This is a genomic window from Cupriavidus sp. FW306-1B-F12B, from assembly GCF_058781795.1.
In genome coordinates this window covers 1-15,319 of the sequence record NZ_JBYSXC010000003.1, presented here as the reverse complement: position 1 = coordinate 15,319, position 15,319 = coordinate 1, and the positions used below count along the sequence as shown (strand labels likewise).

The 15,319-nt window shown below is 66.7% G+C and carries 16 protein-coding genes; 8 read left to right on the top strand and 8 right to left on the bottom strand.

Annotated features, from left to right (window positions below):
* Positions 1-60: 60 nt before the first annotated feature.
* The 3 genes from AC3WLE_RS06410 to AC3WLE_RS06400 are packed head-to-tail and all read left to right on the top strand — an operon-like array spanning position 61 to position 2,337.
* A complete protein-coding gene (locus AC3WLE_RS06410; protein WP_492355963.1) occupies positions 61-1,185 on the top strand; it encodes a cytochrome P450 in 1,125 nt (374 codons plus the stop codon).
* Between the two features lie 27 nt (positions 1,186-1,212).
* Positions 1,213-1,569 carry an antibiotic biosynthesis monooxygenase family protein gene (locus AC3WLE_RS06405; protein WP_492355953.1) on the top strand — a complete coding sequence of 119 codons (357 nt, stop codon included), beginning with the start codon at positions 1,213-1,215 and terminating at the stop codon, positions 1,567-1,569.
* 12 nt (positions 1,570-1,581) lie between these two features.
* Positions 1,582-2,337 (top strand): sulfite exporter TauE/SafE family protein, encoded by a 756-nt coding sequence (locus AC3WLE_RS06400; RefSeq protein WP_492318300.1) that lies wholly within the window; start codon positions 1,582-1,584, stop codon positions 2,335-2,337.
* 58 nt (positions 2,338-2,395) lie between these two features.
* On the opposite strand, the gene AC3WLE_RS06395 is transcribed toward AC3WLE_RS06400, so the two are convergent.
* Together AC3WLE_RS06395 and AC3WLE_RS06390 are read right to left on the bottom strand one after the other, a co-directional pair.
* On the bottom strand, positions 2,396-3,145 hold the full coding sequence (locus tag AC3WLE_RS06395; RefSeq protein ID WP_492350805.1) for a carbonic anhydrase: 750 nt from the start codon (positions 3,143-3,145) through the stop codon (positions 2,396-2,398).
* 319 nt (positions 3,146-3,464) lie between these two features.
* Positions 3,465-3,665, bottom strand: coding sequence for a DUF3606 domain-containing protein (locus AC3WLE_RS06390; protein WP_010810704.1), 201 nt, complete (start codon positions 3,663-3,665; stop codon positions 3,465-3,467).
* A gap of 133 nt (positions 3,666-3,798) precedes the next feature.
* Here AC3WLE_RS06390 and AC3WLE_RS06385 point away from each other — a divergent pair, with 133 nt between their 5' ends.
* Entirely contained in the window at positions 3,799-4,896 is a 1,098-nt protein-coding gene (locus tag AC3WLE_RS06385) for an extracellular catalytic domain type 1 short-chain-length polyhydroxyalkanoate depolymerase (RefSeq protein WP_492355954.1), read from the top strand.
* Between the two features lie 55 nt (positions 4,897-4,951).
* Here AC3WLE_RS06385 and AC3WLE_RS06380 read toward each other — a convergent pair whose 3' ends face one another.
* Together AC3WLE_RS06380 and AC3WLE_RS06375 are read right to left on the bottom strand one after the other, a co-directional pair.
* Positions 4,952-5,266 (bottom strand): 2Fe-2S iron-sulfur cluster-binding protein, encoded by a 315-nt coding sequence (locus AC3WLE_RS06380; RefSeq protein ID WP_492355955.1) that lies wholly within the window; start codon positions 5,264-5,266, stop codon positions 4,952-4,954.
* A complete protein-coding gene (locus tag AC3WLE_RS06375) occupies positions 5,259-5,876 on the bottom strand; it encodes an IMPACT family protein (protein WP_492318304.1) in 618 nt (205 codons plus the stop codon). Before AC3WLE_RS06375 ends, AC3WLE_RS06380 begins: the two co-directional genes overlap by 8 nt.
* Positions 5,877-6,171: 295 nt before the next feature.
* Here AC3WLE_RS06375 and AC3WLE_RS06370 point away from each other — a divergent pair, with 295 nt between their 5' ends.
* The 3 genes from AC3WLE_RS06370 (at position 6,172) to AC3WLE_RS06360 (ending at position 9,484) form a co-directional block, all read left to right on the top strand.
* Complete coding sequence (locus tag AC3WLE_RS06370; RefSeq protein WP_492318305.1) at positions 6,172-8,157, top strand: PhoX family protein; 1,986 nt, start codon at positions 6,172-6,174, stop codon at positions 8,155-8,157.
* 110 nt (positions 8,158-8,267) lie between these two features.
* Positions 8,268-8,780, top strand: a complete 513-nt coding sequence (locus AC3WLE_RS06365) for a GNAT family N-acetyltransferase (protein WP_492318306.1) — start codon at positions 8,268-8,270, stop codon at positions 8,778-8,780.
* Positions 8,781-8,854: 74 nt separating this feature from the next.
* On the top strand, positions 8,855-9,484 hold the full coding sequence (locus AC3WLE_RS06360) for a DUF938 domain-containing protein (protein ID WP_035827207.1): 630 nt from the start codon (positions 8,855-8,857) through the stop codon (positions 9,482-9,484).
* 129 nt (positions 9,485-9,613) lie between these two features.
* Here AC3WLE_RS06360 and bcsS read toward each other — a convergent pair whose 3' ends face one another.
* Together bcsS and AC3WLE_RS06350 are read right to left on the bottom strand one after the other, a co-directional pair.
* Entirely contained in the window at positions 9,614-10,327 is a 714-nt protein-coding gene (gene bcsS / locus AC3WLE_RS06355; protein ID WP_492355956.1) for a cellulose biosynthesis protein BcsS, read from the bottom strand.
* Between the two features lie 14 nt (positions 10,328-10,341).
* Entirely contained in the window at positions 10,342-12,501 is a 2,160-nt protein-coding gene (locus AC3WLE_RS06350) for a glycosyltransferase (protein WP_492355957.1), read from the bottom strand.
* Between the two features lie 295 nt (positions 12,502-12,796).
* On the opposite strand from AC3WLE_RS06350, the gene cysK reads away from it, so the two are divergent.
* The gene (cysK, locus tag AC3WLE_RS06345) at positions 12,797-13,714 is read left to right on the top strand and encodes a cysteine synthase A (protein WP_492355958.1); all 918 of its coding nucleotides are present in this window, start codon (positions 12,797-12,799) and stop codon (positions 13,712-13,714) included.
* A gap of 126 nt (positions 13,715-13,840) precedes the next feature.
* Here cysK and AC3WLE_RS06340 read toward each other — a convergent pair whose 3' ends face one another.
* Both AC3WLE_RS06340 and alkB read right to left on the bottom strand, forming a co-directional pair.
* Positions 13,841-14,329 (bottom strand): GFA family protein, encoded by a 489-nt coding sequence (locus AC3WLE_RS06340; protein WP_492350800.1) that lies wholly within the window; start codon positions 14,327-14,329, stop codon positions 13,841-13,843.
* 84 nt (positions 14,330-14,413) lie between these two features.
* On the bottom strand, positions 14,414-15,076 hold the full coding sequence (gene alkB, locus AC3WLE_RS06335; protein ID WP_492355959.1) for a DNA oxidative demethylase AlkB: 663 nt from the start codon (positions 15,074-15,076) through the stop codon (positions 14,414-14,416).
* Between the last annotated feature and the right edge of the window lie 243 nt (positions 15,077-15,319).

Here is a 15,319-nt window from a genome sequence, read left to right as displayed (position 1 = left end):
GCCCGCCCCCGGGCGCTGGGTTCGCTGCAAGGACTCAGCACTTCCATCCACTGTGCCGCCATGCCCGATACCAATATCGATCCGCTCAGCGCCGTCACCCATCCCGACCCGTACCCGTACTACCGGGAGCTGGCCGCCAGCCAGCCATTCTTCCGCGATGACCGCCTGCGCCTGTGGGTTGCCGCCGGCGCGCGGGAAGTGGCCGACGTGCTTGCCCACCCCGACTGCCGCGTGCGGCCGCCCGCACAGCCGGTGCCGCCCGCGCTGGCCGGCACCGCCGCCGGCGAGCTGTTCGGCCGGCTGATCCGGATGAACGACGGCGCCGCGCACGCGCCGCTCAAGGCCCTGCTGATGCCGATGCTGGCGGGTATCGACCCGGCCGCCGCGGCGCAGCGCGCGACGGTGCTGGCGGCGGTGCTCGATGCCGGCGAAGCGTCCTGGGCCGCCATGTCCGGCGAGTGCATCAATCGCTGGCTGTTCACGCTGCCGGTCATCACGGTCGCCGACCTGCTCGGCCTGCCGGCTGCCAACGAAGGCAGCAGCGCGGCCGAAGCCGCACAACGGGTTGCGGCCTTCGCCGGCGCGCAGTCGCCATTGGCCGATGCACCGGCCGTGCGCGCAGGCGCCGAGGCCGCTCAATGGCTGGGGCACTGGCTTGCCGATGCGGCGGACGGCGCAGGGCCGCTGCCGGCGCTGCGGCAGGCAGCCCGTGCCGCCGGCATCGACGCGCAGGCGGTCGCCGCCAACATCATCGGCCTGCTGGTGCAAGCCTGCGAAGCTACCGCGGCGCTGGCCGGGAATACGCTGCTGCGGCTGGGTCGCGACACGACGCAGTCAGAGCTGCCGCTCGATGCCGTGGTGGCACGGGTCGCCCGGGAGGATCCGCCGGTGCAGAATACGCGGCGCTTCCTGGCCGCCGATGCGCAACTGTGCGGCCACGCCGTCAAGGCCGGCGACGCGGTGCTGGTGCTGCTGGCCGCGGCGTCGTGCAGTGGTGCCGCGGCCGGCGAACGGCCATGGACCTTCGGCCACGGCCGCCATGCCTGTCCCGGCGACCGCCTGGCGCAGGCGCTGGCTGCCGCCATGGTGGCGGCGCTGCGTGCGCGTGGGGCCGACCCGGCCGCGCTGGCGCAGGCATTCCGCTATCGTCCGTCGCTGAACGCACGCATTCCGCATTTCCTTTGATTCCCGCCATTGCCCCCAGGAGACAACATGATCGCAGTCATCTTCGAAGTCGAGCCCGCGCCGGGCCGGCAGGACAACTACCTCGACATCGCCGCGCACCTGCGCCCGCAGCTGGAGGCCATCGACGGCTTTATCTCGGTGGAGCGCTTCCAGAGCCTGACCAACCCCAACAAGCTGCTGTCGCTGTCGTTCTTCCGCGACGAGGCCGCGGTGATCGCCTGGCGCAATACGCTGGCGCATCGCCAGGCGCAGGCGTCCGGTCGCGGCGGCGTGTTTGCCAGCTACCGGCTGCGCGTGGCGCAGGTGCTGCGCGACTACGGGCTGAACGAGCGCGACCAGGCGCCGGCGGACAGCCGCGCGGTGCATGACCACAAGGCGGGCTGAGGGGGAGCAGCGATGACGATGGAAGCAATCGCCACCCAAGCCGCCTTTATCGGCCTGACATTCTTGCTGGCAGGCTTTGTCAAAGGGGTGGTGGGCCTGGGCTTGCCCACGGTCGCGGTGGGCATGCTGGGGCTGGTGATGCCGCCCGCGCAGGCAGCGGCGCTGCTGGTGGCGCCGTCGATGGTGACCAACGTGGTGCAGCTGTTCAGCGGCCCGCGCTTCGGGCAACTGATGCAACGGCTGTGGCCGATGCTGGTGGCGATCTGCGCCGGCACCTGGCTGTGCGCGGCATGGGTGCCGGCCGGCATGATGACGCACGCGACCTCGGCCTTGGGTGTGGCGCTGGTGCTGTACGCGGTGGTCGGGCTGGCAGCGGTGAAGCTGGTGGTGCCGGCGGGGGCGGAGCGGTGGCTGGGGCCGTTGACCGGGCTGGTCACGGGTGGCATTACGGCGGTGACCGGTGTGTTCGTGATTCCCGCCGTGCCTTACCTGCAGGGACTCGGCCTGGACAAGGAAAGCCTGGTGCAGGCGCTCGGGCTGTCGTTCACGGTATCGACCATTGCGCTGGCGGTGAGTCTGGCCATGGGCGGGTCGCTGCTGCATATGCCGGTGCTGGGCGCCTCGGCGCTGGCGCTGGTGCCGGCGCTCGGCGGCATGTTCCTGGGCCAGTGGCTGCGCCACCGGATCAGCGCCGAGCGCTTCCGCAAGCTGTTCTTCTGCGGGCTGCTGGTGTTGGGCGGCGAGCTGGCGCTGCGCGGGCTGTCCTAAGCACGCTGCCGGTTTGCTCCCTCTCCCGCAAGCGGAAGAGGGAGCAAACAGTGCGCAGTTAGCGGCTGGCCTGCACCGTGCGGCCGTTCAGCGGCTGCACCGGACGGGCGTTCATCGGATAAAGCCGGCGGAATGCGGCCAACTGCGCCGGCGACACTTCCACCGGGGTCTTCAGCACCTGCCAGCGCACGTCCTCGCTGCACGGCGGCGTGGTCAGCGAGCCGGAGAAGGCCCAGTACGACTGCCGGGCCGGCAGCAACGCCGCCACATCCAGCGGCGCCGTCAGTTCGCGCGACTCGCCGGCCTTGGCCGGCAGGCTCGCGAAGACCGGTTTCAGCGCCGCATTCTCCCGCCCGGACTTGAACAGCACCGCCACCACCGCCAGCTTGCCTTCTGCATTCTGGTGCACCAGGTGCGCGACCAGCGGATAGCTCTTGCCGTTGATCTTCTCTTCGCTGGGCGTATGGAAGTGGAACTGCAGCAGCCTGTAGGGCACGCCGTCGAGTTCGATCTGCCCCGCTGCGGGCAGGTTGACCTGTACGGTGTGGCCGTTGTTGACCACGGTGGCGGGCGCCGCGGCATAGCCAAAGCCGATCGGCTTCAGGTCGGCAGGTTGGGCCTTGCCGGTGCGGATATCGATGGGCGACTGGTGCTTGCCCAGCGCACAGGTCTTGTAGTCCTGGTCGAGCTTGGCCCAGTGGCTGGCGCCGGTCGGTCCGGTGTAGCTCCAGTGCGGGTCATTGCCGGCCCACGCGGCAGGTGCAAGCAAGGCGGTGCAAACCGTGAAAATCGGCAGCCTGGTGTTCATTGTCGATGCGTCCTAGTGTTGGTAACCCCTTGTTTTCCGACATGGTGTAATCAAGCTGTCCCAGTCTTGAGTGCCGGGTCTTTTGCCCGGGCCGGAAATCATGCAGCAAAACCGCCGTCCAGCGAATAAGGTATTGCTGAATTCCGGTCTGCACAGCGCTTAACAAGAGTATGGACTGCATGCACGCATGCGATTGATGCGTGCCGCGCATGCCGTCATGGACGGCGCCGACATCTCACGTGGCCGCTGAAGGCGCAGGCCGCCACAGGCATCCCCGCTCAGCCGGGGATGCCTGCCTGCCACCGTTTGTCTCGGGATTTCAGCCAGGCCGCGCGCCGGCCTGGTTCGATTCCAGTTGCGCGCGTACCGCGGAGATATGGTCGCCCGCGGCATCGACGGCGTTCTCCAGGTCACTGGTGCTGCAGCCGAGCTCCCGGCACCAGTACTGCACTTCAAGCGGATCCATCAGGTTGATGCGGCCAGGATCCAAAGGCCTGAACTCGTTTGTCACATCGCTCATGCTTGCCTCCTGTCCATGTCTCGGGGCGACACGGCCCTTGCATTGTAGGCAGTCATCCGGCACGCGTTGCATGCAAGGTGGGCCTGGGCTTGCGCATATGATGTACGGGTTACCCAGGCCGACAGGACGCCGCATGCCCCGCTCATCCGGTGCAAAACTCTGGTCCACGCTGAACAAGGCTGCTGCCCGCAATGCGCGCCGCATGCAGCGCGCCGTCAACCAGAACCTGACCAGGCCGATGACCGAGGCCATCGTGCGCAACGCGGTGAAGCAATCGGCTGCAGTCACGGCCGCTACGCAGCGCGCACTGTCGGGCGTGGTATCGCCGGTGCAGGCGCCGCAGAGCCGCGGCAGCGGGCGCTGGGAAGAATGCGCATGGGGCGCGCCAGTGGCACCGCGCCGCTACCGCATCTTCGTGCCGGCCGGCGTCACGGCGTCGCGGCGCGCGCCAATGCTGGTGCTGCTGCATGGCTGCGGCCAGGACGCCGCCAGCTTTGCCGCGGTCACGCGCGCCGCCGCGGTGGCGCGCGAAGCCGGCTGGGTGGTGTTGCTGCCTGAGCAGACCTCGCAGGCCAATGCACAGCGCTGCTGGAACTGGTTCCGGCCCGCCGCGCAGGGCGGCGTCGAAGCCGGGCTGCTGATGGCGCTGGTCGACCAGGCTTGCCGCCGCCATCCGGTTGCCGCGGACCGCATCAGCGTGCTGGGGCTGTCCGCGGGCGGCGCGATGGCGCTGATGCTGGGGCTGCGCTATCCGGAACGCTTTGCCGCAGTGGGGTCGCACTCCGGCGCGGTGCCATGGAGCGCCACCAATGCCGCCCAGGCAGCGCGCGCCATGCGCGGGGGGCGTGGGGCCGATGCCAAGGCCATGCAGGCGCTGCGGTTCGGGCTGGCAGGGCGCCGCCCGCCGCCGTTGCTATTGCTGCATGGCGATGCCGACCACGTGGTCGACTTCAGCAACGCCACCGCCGCGGCGGGCATGTGGATGCACCTGCAGCCGGAGGGTGCGCACGCGCTGTCCGCGGTGCCGGCACGGCGCATCCAGCGCGGCATGCGCCATGCGATGGATGTGTTCGACTGGATGGACGGAAAGTCGCCTTACGTGCGCCTGGTGCGGATCGAGGGGCTGGGTCACGCCTGGAGTGGCGGGGCAGGCGGGCAGGCGTTTTCCGATCCGGCGGGGCCGGATGGGTTGAAGCTGGCGTTGCGGTTTTTTCTGGCGGTTGAGGGGTGAGAGCGTAGTCTTGACGCTGCCAAACGGTGATTAAGGCTCTCTTCAGGCCTGAGCCCTATCCCAAACTGACAGGCTCAATCACCACATCACTGGCCGGACAAGCCACGCACGGCAAGATCAGCCCCTCATCCCTCTCATCCAGACTCAACCCCGGCCATTCGATCCGATAGCGGATCGTCCCCGCATGCAGCCGGCTGGCGCAGGCGCGGCAGGTGCCGTTGCGGCAGGAGTTGGGCAGCGCCACGCCTTCGAGCAAGGCAGCTTCCAGCAGGCTCAGCGCCGCCGGCGCGGCGAAGCGGGTATTGCCTGGCAGGACGCTTGCGGTGAATTCCGCGCGGTCGTCGGGCGCCACCGGCTCGCGTTCAGCCATGGTCCTCATCCTCCGCTTCCGGGAATTGGGCGCGTCCGTGGGTCGCGTCGCGCAGGGCGTCGCGCGCGGCGTCGAGCTGGGTTGCGGGCATGCGCAGGACCAGCGTGGCCAGCGCGCCATAGGCGGTGTCGGCCAGCGTGCATCCCGGCTGCGCATCGTAGTCGAGCCACCGGCGCACGCGCGGCTCGTCGGCGTAGTCGACTGACACCGTCAGGGTGCCGTAGGCGATGCGTTCCACGCGCTCGGCCGTTTTCAGCGCGGCCGCGATGGCATCGGTGTAAGCGCGTACCAACCCGCCGGCCCCCAGCTTGACGCCACCGTAATAGCGCACCACCGCCGCCAGCACGCCGTCCAGGTCATGGTGGCGCAGCACTTCCAGGATGGGCCGGCCGGCGGTGCCGGAAGGTTCGCCATCGTCGGACATGCCCGAGGCGCCGCCAGCCAGCAAGGCCCAGCACACGTGGGTGGCAGTGGGGTGCTCGGCGCGAAGCGCCTGCAGCGTCGCCATGGCGGCGTCACGGTCGGCAACGGGCAGCGCCAGCGCCAGGAAGCGGCTCTTGCGGATTTCGATCTCGGCCCGGACGGGGTTGGCTAGCGTGTAGGTGGGCAAGCGGAAGGGCGGAAGGAGGCAGAAACGGCGGCTGCCGGCATTCAACGGATCCGCGCCTGTGGAGCCGCGGATGCAAAGGGCAAGTGTACCGCAGCGGCATCCGGGACCAGGGCGATAGCACCGCTTTTGTGTTGTATCGTCAACTTGGTGTCACAAACGGCGCCTACGATCCGCTACGGCCATGCGCAATGCCGCCCGCCGCCCGCCTGTGCCAACTGGTGCCCGGCCCCGCCCGCAGGACCGGCGCAAATACGCAGTGAACAACATATCCCTTCCTTTTCCCCGGATCGAGAACATGCTTGAACAACCCAATGCAGGCCGCCGCAAGGCCCTGAAGCTCCTGGCCGGCGCGCCGATGCTGCCGCTTGGCCTTGCCTCCACCAGCCTGCTGGCAGGTTGCGGCGGTGGCGACGACGCTGTCGCCGCGCCGCTTCCGCCGGCCCAGGCGGCCACGTTCACCACGGCCGAATTCGTTGGCATGAGCGCGCCGACGCTGGCAACGCCCGACGCCATGGCGACCACCACGGTGGGCTCCAGCCTCAAGGTGTCGTTCAGCGACGGCAGCAGCCAGACCTACAAGCTGGCCTACCAGCCGTTCTTCATCACCGGCGACACCCTGCCCGACGGCAAGGGCGGCACCATCCTGGCCGGCGGCTACTACGACATCAACAACAAGCCGATCATGGACACCTCCGTGGCCGGCAAGGAACGCCAGTTCTTCTCCGACGCGCCGGACGGCAGCTCGCTGCTGACCCTGGCCAACCCGACCGTGCCCGGCATCAAGGGCAAGACGGTGTTTGCGGTGGTGCAGTTCGAGTACACCACGCGCAACCAGGGCAATGTCAGCATGTACGGCCTGCTGCCGTCGCCGATCGCGGTGGTGACGCTGGACCAGGACCCGGCCACCGGCAAGCTGACCCCGGTCAAGTACCACAATGTCGATACCTCGGGCGTCAACGGCCTGTGGATCACCTGCGGCGCCAGCCTGTCGCCGTGGAACACCCACCTGTCGAGCGAAGAGTACGAGACCGACCTGCTGAACGCCAGCGCGGTCACGCAGTTGCAGGGCTACAGCCAGAACCTGTACGGCGACCCGGCCCGCGCCAACGCCTACAACTACGGCCACCTGCCGGAAGTCACGGTCAACCCGGACGGCACCGGCACCATCAAGAAGCACTACTGCCTGGGCCGCATCTCGCATGAGCTGGTGCAGGTCATGCCCGACGAACGCACCGTGCTGATGGGCGACGATGCCACCAACGGCGGCCTGTTCCTGTTTATCGCCGACCGCGCCCGCGACCTGTCGTCCGGCACGCTGTACGTGGCCAAGTGGCACCAGACCTCGGGCGTGGGGCCGGGCAGCGCCACGCTGTCGTGGATCAGGCTGGGCAGCGCCACCAGTGCCGAAATCCGCGCGCTGGTCGACGGCGGCATCAGGCTGGCCGACATCATGGATGTCAGGACCACCGATCCCGCTGACGTCAGCTACACCCGCATCATCTACAACGGCAAGCCGAACTGGGTGAAGCTGATGCCGGGCATGGAAAAGGCCGCGGCGTTCCTGGAAACGCACCGCTACGCCGCCCTGGTCGGCGGCAGCCTGGGCTTTACCAAGATGGAAGGCACCACGGTCAACATCAAGGACAAGAAGGCCTACTCGGCCATGTCCCGCATCGAGTCGAGCATGCTCACGGGCAATGCCGCCAACGCCGGTGATATCCAGGTGGAAGGCCCGTACTCCGGCGCGGTCTATGAGCTGAACCTGAAGGGCGGCCAGGCCGACAAGACCGGCACGGCCATCAACAGCGAATGGGTGCCGGTCGACATGGCGGCGGTGCCCGCGCTGGTCAGCGAAGACCTGGGCGGCGGCAAGATGAAGCAGCAGGATGCGCTGGGCAACTTTGCCAACCCGGACAAGGTGGCCACGCCCGACAACCTGAAGTTCTCGGAAAAGCTGCGCACGCTGTTTGTCGGCGAGGACAGCAACACCCACGTCAACAACTTCCTGTGGGCGTACAACGTCGATACCAAGGTGCTCAGCCGCGTGCTGTCGTGCCCGGTCGGCGCCGAATCCACCGGCCTGCACGCGGTGGACGAGATCAACGGCTGGACTTATGTGATGAGCAACTTCCAGCACGTTGGCGACTGGGAGTCGCCGCTGCACGACAAGGTGCGGCCGGCGCTTGAAGCCAAGGTGATGGCCAACTACAAGGACCGCTTCGGTGCCGCCGTGGGTTACCTGACGGGCGACCCGACCGGCGTCAGGCTGGCCAAGGCCTGACGCGTCGCGCAGTGCCAGGATGAGGGCGGCGGGCTTCGGCCCGCCGTTTTTTATTGGGGCGCGATCGTCTAACATGGCAACTCCGGTTCACGCCCAGCCTCCCGCCCGTCATGCCTGACCAGCTTCCGCACATCCGCTCCGCGCGCCTCAGCCTGCTGCCCTTTCGTGGCGACGATGCAGCCGAGGCGTTTGCCTGCATCACCCCGACGCTTGCGCGATTCATGGACTGGGAGCCGTCGCCCTCGCCGGCGGCTTTCGAGGCCGTGTGGCAAGGCTGGCTGGCAGGCATGGCGCGAGGCTCGGAATTCGTGCTCACCATCCGGCGTGCCGACGACGGGCTGTTCCTGGGGCTGGCGGGATTGCACCATGCCGACACGCCCGCGCCGGAACTCGGCATCTGGATCCGCGAGGACTGCCACGGCCATGCCTTCGGCCTGGAAGCGGTCACTGCGCTGGCGCAATGGGCGCAGGACAACCTGTCGCCGGCGCACCTGGTCTATCCCGTGGCCGAACCGAACTGGCCCAGCCGCCGGATCGCAGAGTCGCTTGGCGGCACGGTCGTGGGCCAGGCCACGACGCGCAAGTTCGAGCGCTTGATCTACCGGATTCCGGGGCGCCGTTGACGCACTGCGGCAGCGCGCCCCCCGGCGCGCCGATTCTGCTACGCTAGGCGCTTTCCCCCGCTGAGCATGCCATCATGACCGGCTCGACCCAAGACCCCGATGCACGCCGCATGGCGCCCGCCACCGAGCGCAACCGCGAGCCGATCCTTGCGGTATTGCGCAAAGTGCTGCCCGCCAGCGGCACGGTGCTGGAAATTGCCAGCGGCACCGGCCAGCATGCCGTGCACTTCGCGGCAGCGTTGCCGGGACTGACCTGGCAGCCAAGCGATCCGGAAGCCGCCGCGCGCGCGTCGATCGCCGCGTGGACCGCGCATGCGGGCCTGGCCAATGTGCGCGCGCCGCTGGCGCTGGATGTCTGCCGCCAGCCGTGGGGCATCGACGCCGCGGATGCGGTGGTCTGCATCAACATGATCCATATCGCCCCGTGGGCCGCGGCCGAGGCGCTCTTCGCAGGCGCCGGCAAGCTGCTGGGCCCGGGCGGCGTGCTGTTCCTGTATGGCCCCTATCGCCGCGGCGGCGCGCATACGGCGCCCAGCAACGCCGCCTTCGACGCGCAGCTGCGCGCCACCGATGCCGACTGGGGCGTGCGCGACATGGAAGCCGTGATCGCGCTGGGCGAGGCGCAGGGCATGCGCTGCGACGAGCCGGTGCCAATGCCCGCCAACAACTTCAGCCTAACGTTCCATGTCAATGGAATCAAATAGTTAGCGTATTGTTGGGCCACTTTGGGGCACCTGCGACGATCTTCCCCGGATTCAGCGGCGCCCCTCGTTCTCTTCAGCAGCAACGCCGTGCGCCGCACCCGCAGCCGTATGTGTGCGGCACCAGCGCCATCAGAACGCCTTGCTGATTTCCAGCCCGCCATAGAATGCGCGCGGCTGCCCACCGGTCTTCTTGATACCGCCGTAGAAGCCAAGCTTCACGGTCTGGCCGAGCGAGATGCCGGTCAGCACCAGACCGCCCTGCGTGGAGTGGTAAAACGGGTCGCCGTGCTTGATGATCTCCGCGCCGGCCCACGCATCGCCGAAAATCTTGTAGAGAATCCGGCCGCGCGCCCAATACGCCTTGGGCCCGATGTTGTAGCTCGCGATCCCGTTGACGGCCCAGTGTTTCGCGAACTCCTGCTGGCCGAGGACTGTCAATGCCAGGCCCCATTCGCCGCCGTCGACACGGTTATCGGCGCCTTCTGGCGACACGCGATTGTAGCGATAGCGCGCACCGGCCGTGGCTTCAACCCAGCCGGTCTCCCAGCCTTTCTGTACGCCAAGCGCCGCCTCGGCCGACTGTCCGTTCACTGACACCGTCGTGCCGTTCGAGCCGTACTTGTAGTGGTAGTCGCTGACGACGAGCTTCTGGGTGAGGAAGGACACCGGCAGCCAATTGCCGGTGACACCAGCGTATTCGCTACGCTCACCTCCACCGGCGAAGCTTGCCCCGCCGAACAACGTGCCCGCCATGGCCGGCAACGGGACCATGGCCGCGCCACAGAGGGTCACGATGGCGAGAGCACGGTCGGCCCGAATATTCTTGCGCGTGTCCTGCGTCATTCGGCTTTTTTCTCTCATACCGTCGTCGCGTGCGGCGTAATGTTGTAAAGGTGGAAATCGCCGGTTGGCGTCGCTAGCCTGCCCGTGGGCGTCAGCCTGACCGTATGTTCCGTGGCCATGCCTTTCGTGGTACGACGCAACGTGGCACCAGTGTCCAGATCGAGTTCGATGCTGCTGAACAGCAGCGGCGCCGCGCCCTCGATCGTGGCGATGACCACCGGCAACACGCCGGCGCGCAGCGGCTGCATCAGCAGTCCCGGCGCCCAGTTCTGCGTCAGCAGTGGCGCGCCCTCGTCGCGGCTCAGCAATTCAGCCAGGCGAGTCAGAGGCGGAGTCTCGGTTTCAGAAAGGTTGCCCATTTCGAGCTGCAGCCGACTACCGTACAGGAACGTCTCGAGTGCGCCGGTGTTGCCCTGCGCATCCCAGTTAAAGCGCAGTCCCACTGTGGCCTCCCCGGCGACGCCCGCCGCGGCCTTTCCCGCCCACGCCGCAGCTCGGTTGACGAAGGTCGCCACGGCCGCATCGCACACGATCAGATTGGGCAGGTGGATGGCCATGTTTACCGTGTCGCCGCGGGATAACGTTGGAATTGGTTCCCCGACGTAAAGCGCGCCGTTGGGGGAAAGGTCCGATGTCAAGCCGAGGTATGAATTGCCATCAAGGGTCAGCGTGATCGGCAGCCGCAGCGGGAAGCGGTACTCGGTGCGGCGGTTGCTTGCATGGCGGTGAGCGTAGACGGTCACCATCGCTGCCGTGAGAAGGGTCACGCAGGTCCATATGAGCGTGACGACGCCTGCACCGACCGGAATGCTCCCTGTATGCATCCGGTACAGGCCTATCGGCACGCTGATTGCCGTAATCCCCGCCAGCGCCAGCACCGGCGACATCCAGAGCCACATCCTGCCTGTATCGGAAAGCTGCTTGTCGGTCACGGCAAACGGGATGTTGCGACGAAACAGTCCAACGCTCGTTGACATGAAGGCAAAGAATCGAGTCATGGCGTACTGCTCGCTGAGAAGCAGCGAGTTGTAGCCGCGTCCCAGCTCAAGGTGAACCAACATCGACAGCAGGTAGTACAGGCAGAACAGCAGCAGGAAGGTGTTGAGCGATGAGACTATGGGTAGGTCGCCCGAGAGAAATACTGCCGGCGGTGTCAGAAAGAAAACAAGCTTCTGCCAACCTTCGAAGAAGAAAAGTGCCGAGGCGAAATAATTGAGTCGCTGGCCCAGCGTCAGGCCCCGGCTGAAAAGAATTCTTTCGCGCCGGAATACCTGCATCGATCCCATTCCCCAACGCATGCGCTGCTTCAGGTAGGTGTCAATGCTGTGCGGCGCCAGGCCAAAGGCAAGTGATTCGGCGTAGTACACAGACTTGAATCCCAGCTTGTGCAGCTTGACTGCCGTATGGACATCCTCCGTAACGGTCTCGGTGGCGAAGCCGCCGATTCTCTCCACCGCGGAACGTCGGATAACCGCACAACTGCCGCAGAAAAAGGCCGCATTCAGTGCGTCCTTGCCGCGCTGTATGACTTTGAAGAAGAGCGCCTGCTCATCCCAGACCCGCTTCTTTCCGATGCGGTGGTTGAACGAGTCGATATTGAAGAAGTCTTGCGGTGTCTGCACGAACGCAACGTCTGCATCGAGGAAGAATCCCAGTGTCTTCACCAGGAAATCCTTGCGAGGAGCATGGTCGGCGTCGAAGATCGCAATGAAGTCGCCTTCGCAGAACTGCAGCGCGTGGTTCAGGTTGCCGGCCTTGGCGTGGGAGTTGTTATCGCGGGCGAGGTAGCGGCAGCCAAGATCCTCGGCCAGCTTGCGCATGTCTGGCCGCCGGCCGTCATCCAGTAGCCAGGTAACATGCGGGTACTCCATCCGCGTGGCCGCCAGCAGCGTACGACGCAGCAGCTCCACGGACTCGTTATAAGTGGGCACGAACACATCGACCTTCAGTCCCGCTGGCGGCGGTACTACCTCCCGCACGCTGAGCCGGAAGGTCATCAGCACGAACAGAAGGCCGCTCAGATATCCGTAGACTTCAGCGGCATACAGCGGCAGAGACAGCCACGGCGCGTCCATGTTGACGGTTCCTACGCGCCAGGCGAGATACGCGAATCCGCAAGACACATAGACGGCCACTAGCCAGGCGATATAGCGTTTGGGCTGCTCTGTCTTCATGTTGGCTTCCATTGGGCGCGGTGCCCGTCGAGCTACAAGCGGAGAGCATGTCGGCATAGTCATCCGACTAGTCCGCATGGTGCCATAAGAGGGAGTTCTTTGACGACCCGATGTCGCATCGGGCGGTTGTTGTTTATTTCTGATATGAAGACCATTTAAGGCAGGGGCGAGGGATTTCGGTCACTGGCCAGCATTCGGCCTGCACGGCGCTTTGCTCTAGAATCGTCCCGTCATTCGATCCTGCGATACCAGCGCCTTACAGGCCTGCGGCATCGCGCCCGCCACGGAGAACACCATGAAGGTCCAGAACATCCTGCAGACGATCGGCAATACCCCGCATATCCGCATCAACCGCGTGTTCGGCAACGGCCACGAGGTCTGGATCAAGTCAGAGCGCAGCAACCCCGGCGCCTCGATCAAGGACCGCATCGCGCTGTCGATGGTGGAAGACGCCGAACGCCGTGGCGTGCTCAAGCCGGGCGGCACCATCATCGAGCCGACCTCGGGCAATACCGGCATCGGCCTGGCCATGGTGGCCGCGGTCAAGGGCTACAAGCTGGTGCTGGTGATGCCCGACAGCATGTCGGTGGAACGCCGCCGCCTGATGCTGGCATATGGCGCCACCTTTGACCTGACCCCGCGCGAGAAGGGCATGAAGGGCTCGATCGCTCGCGCCGAGGAACTGGTTGCGGCCACGCCGGGCGCATGGATGCCGCAGCAGTTCGAGAACCCGGCCAATGTCGACGTGCACGCGCGCACCACCGCGCAGGAAATCCTGAATGACTTCCCCGAGGGGCTGGATGTGCTGATCACCGGCGTCGGCACCGGCGGCCACCTGACGGGCTGCGCCCGCGTGCTCAAGGACAAGTGGCCGCAGCTCAAGGTCTTTGGCGTCGAGCCGGTGGCCTCGCCGGTGATCTCCGGCGGCGCGCCGGCGCCGCACCCGATCCAGGGCATCGGCGCGGGCTTTATCCCGAAGAACCTCGATACCTCGTTGCTCGACGGCGTGATCCAGGTCGATGCCGAGCCCGCGCGCGAGATGGCACGCCGCTGCGCGCGCGAGGAAGGCATCCTGGTCGGCATCTCGTCCGGCGCCACGCTGGCCGCGATCGCGCAGAAACTGCCCGAGCTGCCGGCCAACGCGCGCGTGCTGGGCTTCAACTACGACACCGGCGAGCGCTACCTGACCGTCGAGGGGTTCCTGCCCGCCTAAGCAGACGCAAGCGCCCGGCCTTTGCGGCCCGGGCGCTCAGAACGCTTCATTGATCTGGAAGTAGACCCCGCGCGTGCGCCGCCCGAAGCCGGCATCGAGCCGCACATTGACGCGAACGGGAGCCTTTCAGCGCGACGACAGGCCGTGCCGCTTGTGCCAGTCCGCCAGCGATTCCTCCGGCCAGGTGTCGCAGTGCACATGGCCTTTGCCCTTGGGCACGTCGACCCAGGGCGCGACCGATTCCAGCGAGGCTTCCACCACCTCCGGCGGGCGCGGCAGCGGCGTGTCGATGGCCGATGCATGCGGATATACCAGCTCCGGCCAGCGCGGGTCCCAAAGCCACAGCGCGCTGCCGCATTTCACGCAGAAATGCCGCTGCGCCGGCGAGCGCCGCGCGCGCTTGCCGGGTTCGCGCAGCACGGCGTGGTAAATGCCCAGGTGCTTGCGCCCGCGCACCCGCAGCGTGGCCGCGTCGCCGCCGATGTTGATCGCGTAGCCGCCACCGCCGGCCGTCTTGCGGCAGATCGAGCAATGGCAATGCATATACGGACTGGGTGAATCGGATTCAAGCGAGAAGTGGACCGCGCCGCAATGGCAGGAGCCGTCGAGATGCATGGTATGGGCCTTTGCACGGTGGCGTTCAGGACAGTCCATTGACTGTAGAAAACCCCCGGCAAAGTGCCAAGGCGGCGGTGATGGCTAACGCGCCTTGCGGAATGTCAGGTTGATGCGCAGCCGCCCCAGCAGCGGATGGTCGCCGTCGGCCAGCGGCGCCACGCCGTGGAAGGCCAGCCGCGACGGCCCGCCCCACACCACCACGTCGCCATGCGCCAGCCGCACCCGCTGCGGGCGGTCGGCGCGGCGCATGCCGCCGAACAGGAACACCGCGGGCAGTCCCAGCGAGACCGAAACGATGGGCGCGCTGAAATCGCGCTCGTCGCGGTCCTGGTGCAGCGAGAGCCGGGTGCCCGGCTCGTAGCGATTGATGAGGCAGGCATCCGGTTCGAAACCGGCAAAGCCCGCTTGCGCCGCGGCGGTGGTGGCCAGCTGCCGGAAACTCGCAGGCATCTCCGGCCACGGCTTTCCGTTCAGCGGATCGATGGGGTCATAGCGATAGCCGCGCGCATCGGAGACCCAGCCGACCGTGCCGCAGTTGACCATTGCCACCGACATTGTCAGCCCGCCGGGGGTGATCATGTGCCGCCAGGGCGCAAGCGCGATGATGGCCTGGACATCGGCCAGCAGCACTTCGGCATCCGCACGGGCCAGGCCGCGCAGGACTACGGCGCCGTCGGCGAGGGGCTCGATGGTTGGTGTAGCGGGGTTCGGGCCGTCGAGGCTGTCGAAAAGATCAAAGGTCATGGGGCAGGTGGCTGGATACACATGCTGCGGCAATCCCATGCATTGTGCTCCTTACCTGCCCTTGTTGCAGGCAAGTCAGTGGAGGGCAATTGCAGCCATTTGTTCCGCGCGCCTTTGCTGCTGCAGAATCAGCTTGCCGGTGGTTTGCTCCCTCTCCCGCTTGCGGTGTATAGACCGGGGACATAGGTAACACCTGTTCGGGGACATGGGTAACACAACTAGACTGGCTGGCAGTGTCTTTTG

Bases quoted from the DNA above. Each gene is read 5' to 3' on its own strand.
- AC3WLE_RS06385 (WP_492355954.1), top strand. From the start codon at position 3,799: ATGCCCCGCTCATCCGGTGCAAAACTCTGGTCCACGCTGAACAAGGCT.
- cysK (WP_492355958.1), top strand. From the start codon at position 12,797: ATGAAGGTCCAGAACATCCTGCAGACGATCGGCAATACCCCGCATATC.
- AC3WLE_RS06340 (WP_492350800.1), bottom strand. From the start codon at position 14,329: ATGCATCTCGACGGCTCCTGCCATTGCGGCGCGGTCCACTTCTCGCTT.
- AC3WLE_RS06365 (WP_492318306.1), top strand. From the start codon at position 8,268: ATGCCTGACCAGCTTCCGCACATCCGCTCCGCGCGCCTCAGCCTGCTG.
- AC3WLE_RS06400 (WP_492318300.1), top strand. From the start codon at position 1,582: ATGACGATGGAAGCAATCGCCACCCAAGCCGCCTTTATCGGCCTGACA.
- AC3WLE_RS06405 (WP_492355953.1), top strand. From the start codon at position 1,213: ATGATCGCAGTCATCTTCGAAGTCGAGCCCGCGCCGGGCCGGCAGGAC.
- AC3WLE_RS06410 (WP_492355963.1), top strand. From the start codon at position 61: ATGCCCGATACCAATATCGATCCGCTCAGCGCCGTCACCCATCCCGAC.
- alkB (WP_492355959.1), bottom strand. From the start codon at position 15,076: ATGACCTTTGATCTTTTCGACAGCCTCGACGGCCCGAACCCCGCTACA.
- AC3WLE_RS06370 (WP_492318305.1), top strand. From the start codon at position 6,172: ATGCTTGAACAACCCAATGCAGGCCGCCGCAAGGCCCTGAAGCTCCTG.
- AC3WLE_RS06395 (WP_492350805.1), bottom strand. From the start codon at position 3,145: ATGAACACCAGGCTGCCGATTTTCACGGTTTGCACCGCCTTGCTTGCA.
- AC3WLE_RS06380 (WP_492355955.1), bottom strand. From the start codon at position 5,266: ATGGCTGAACGCGAGCCGGTGGCGCCCGACGACCGCGCGGAATTCACC.
- AC3WLE_RS06350 (WP_492355957.1), bottom strand. From the start codon at position 12,501: ATGAAGACAGAGCAGCCCAAACGCTATATCGCCTGGCTAGTGGCCGTC.
- AC3WLE_RS06390 (WP_010810704.1), bottom strand. From the start codon at position 3,665: ATGAGCGATGTGACAAACGAGTTCAGGCCTTTGGATCCTGGCCGCATC.
- bcsS (WP_492355956.1), bottom strand. From the start codon at position 10,327: ATGACGCAGGACACGCGCAAGAATATTCGGGCCGACCGTGCTCTCGCC.
- AC3WLE_RS06360 (WP_035827207.1), top strand. From the start codon at position 8,855: ATGACCGGCTCGACCCAAGACCCCGATGCACGCCGCATGGCGCCCGCC.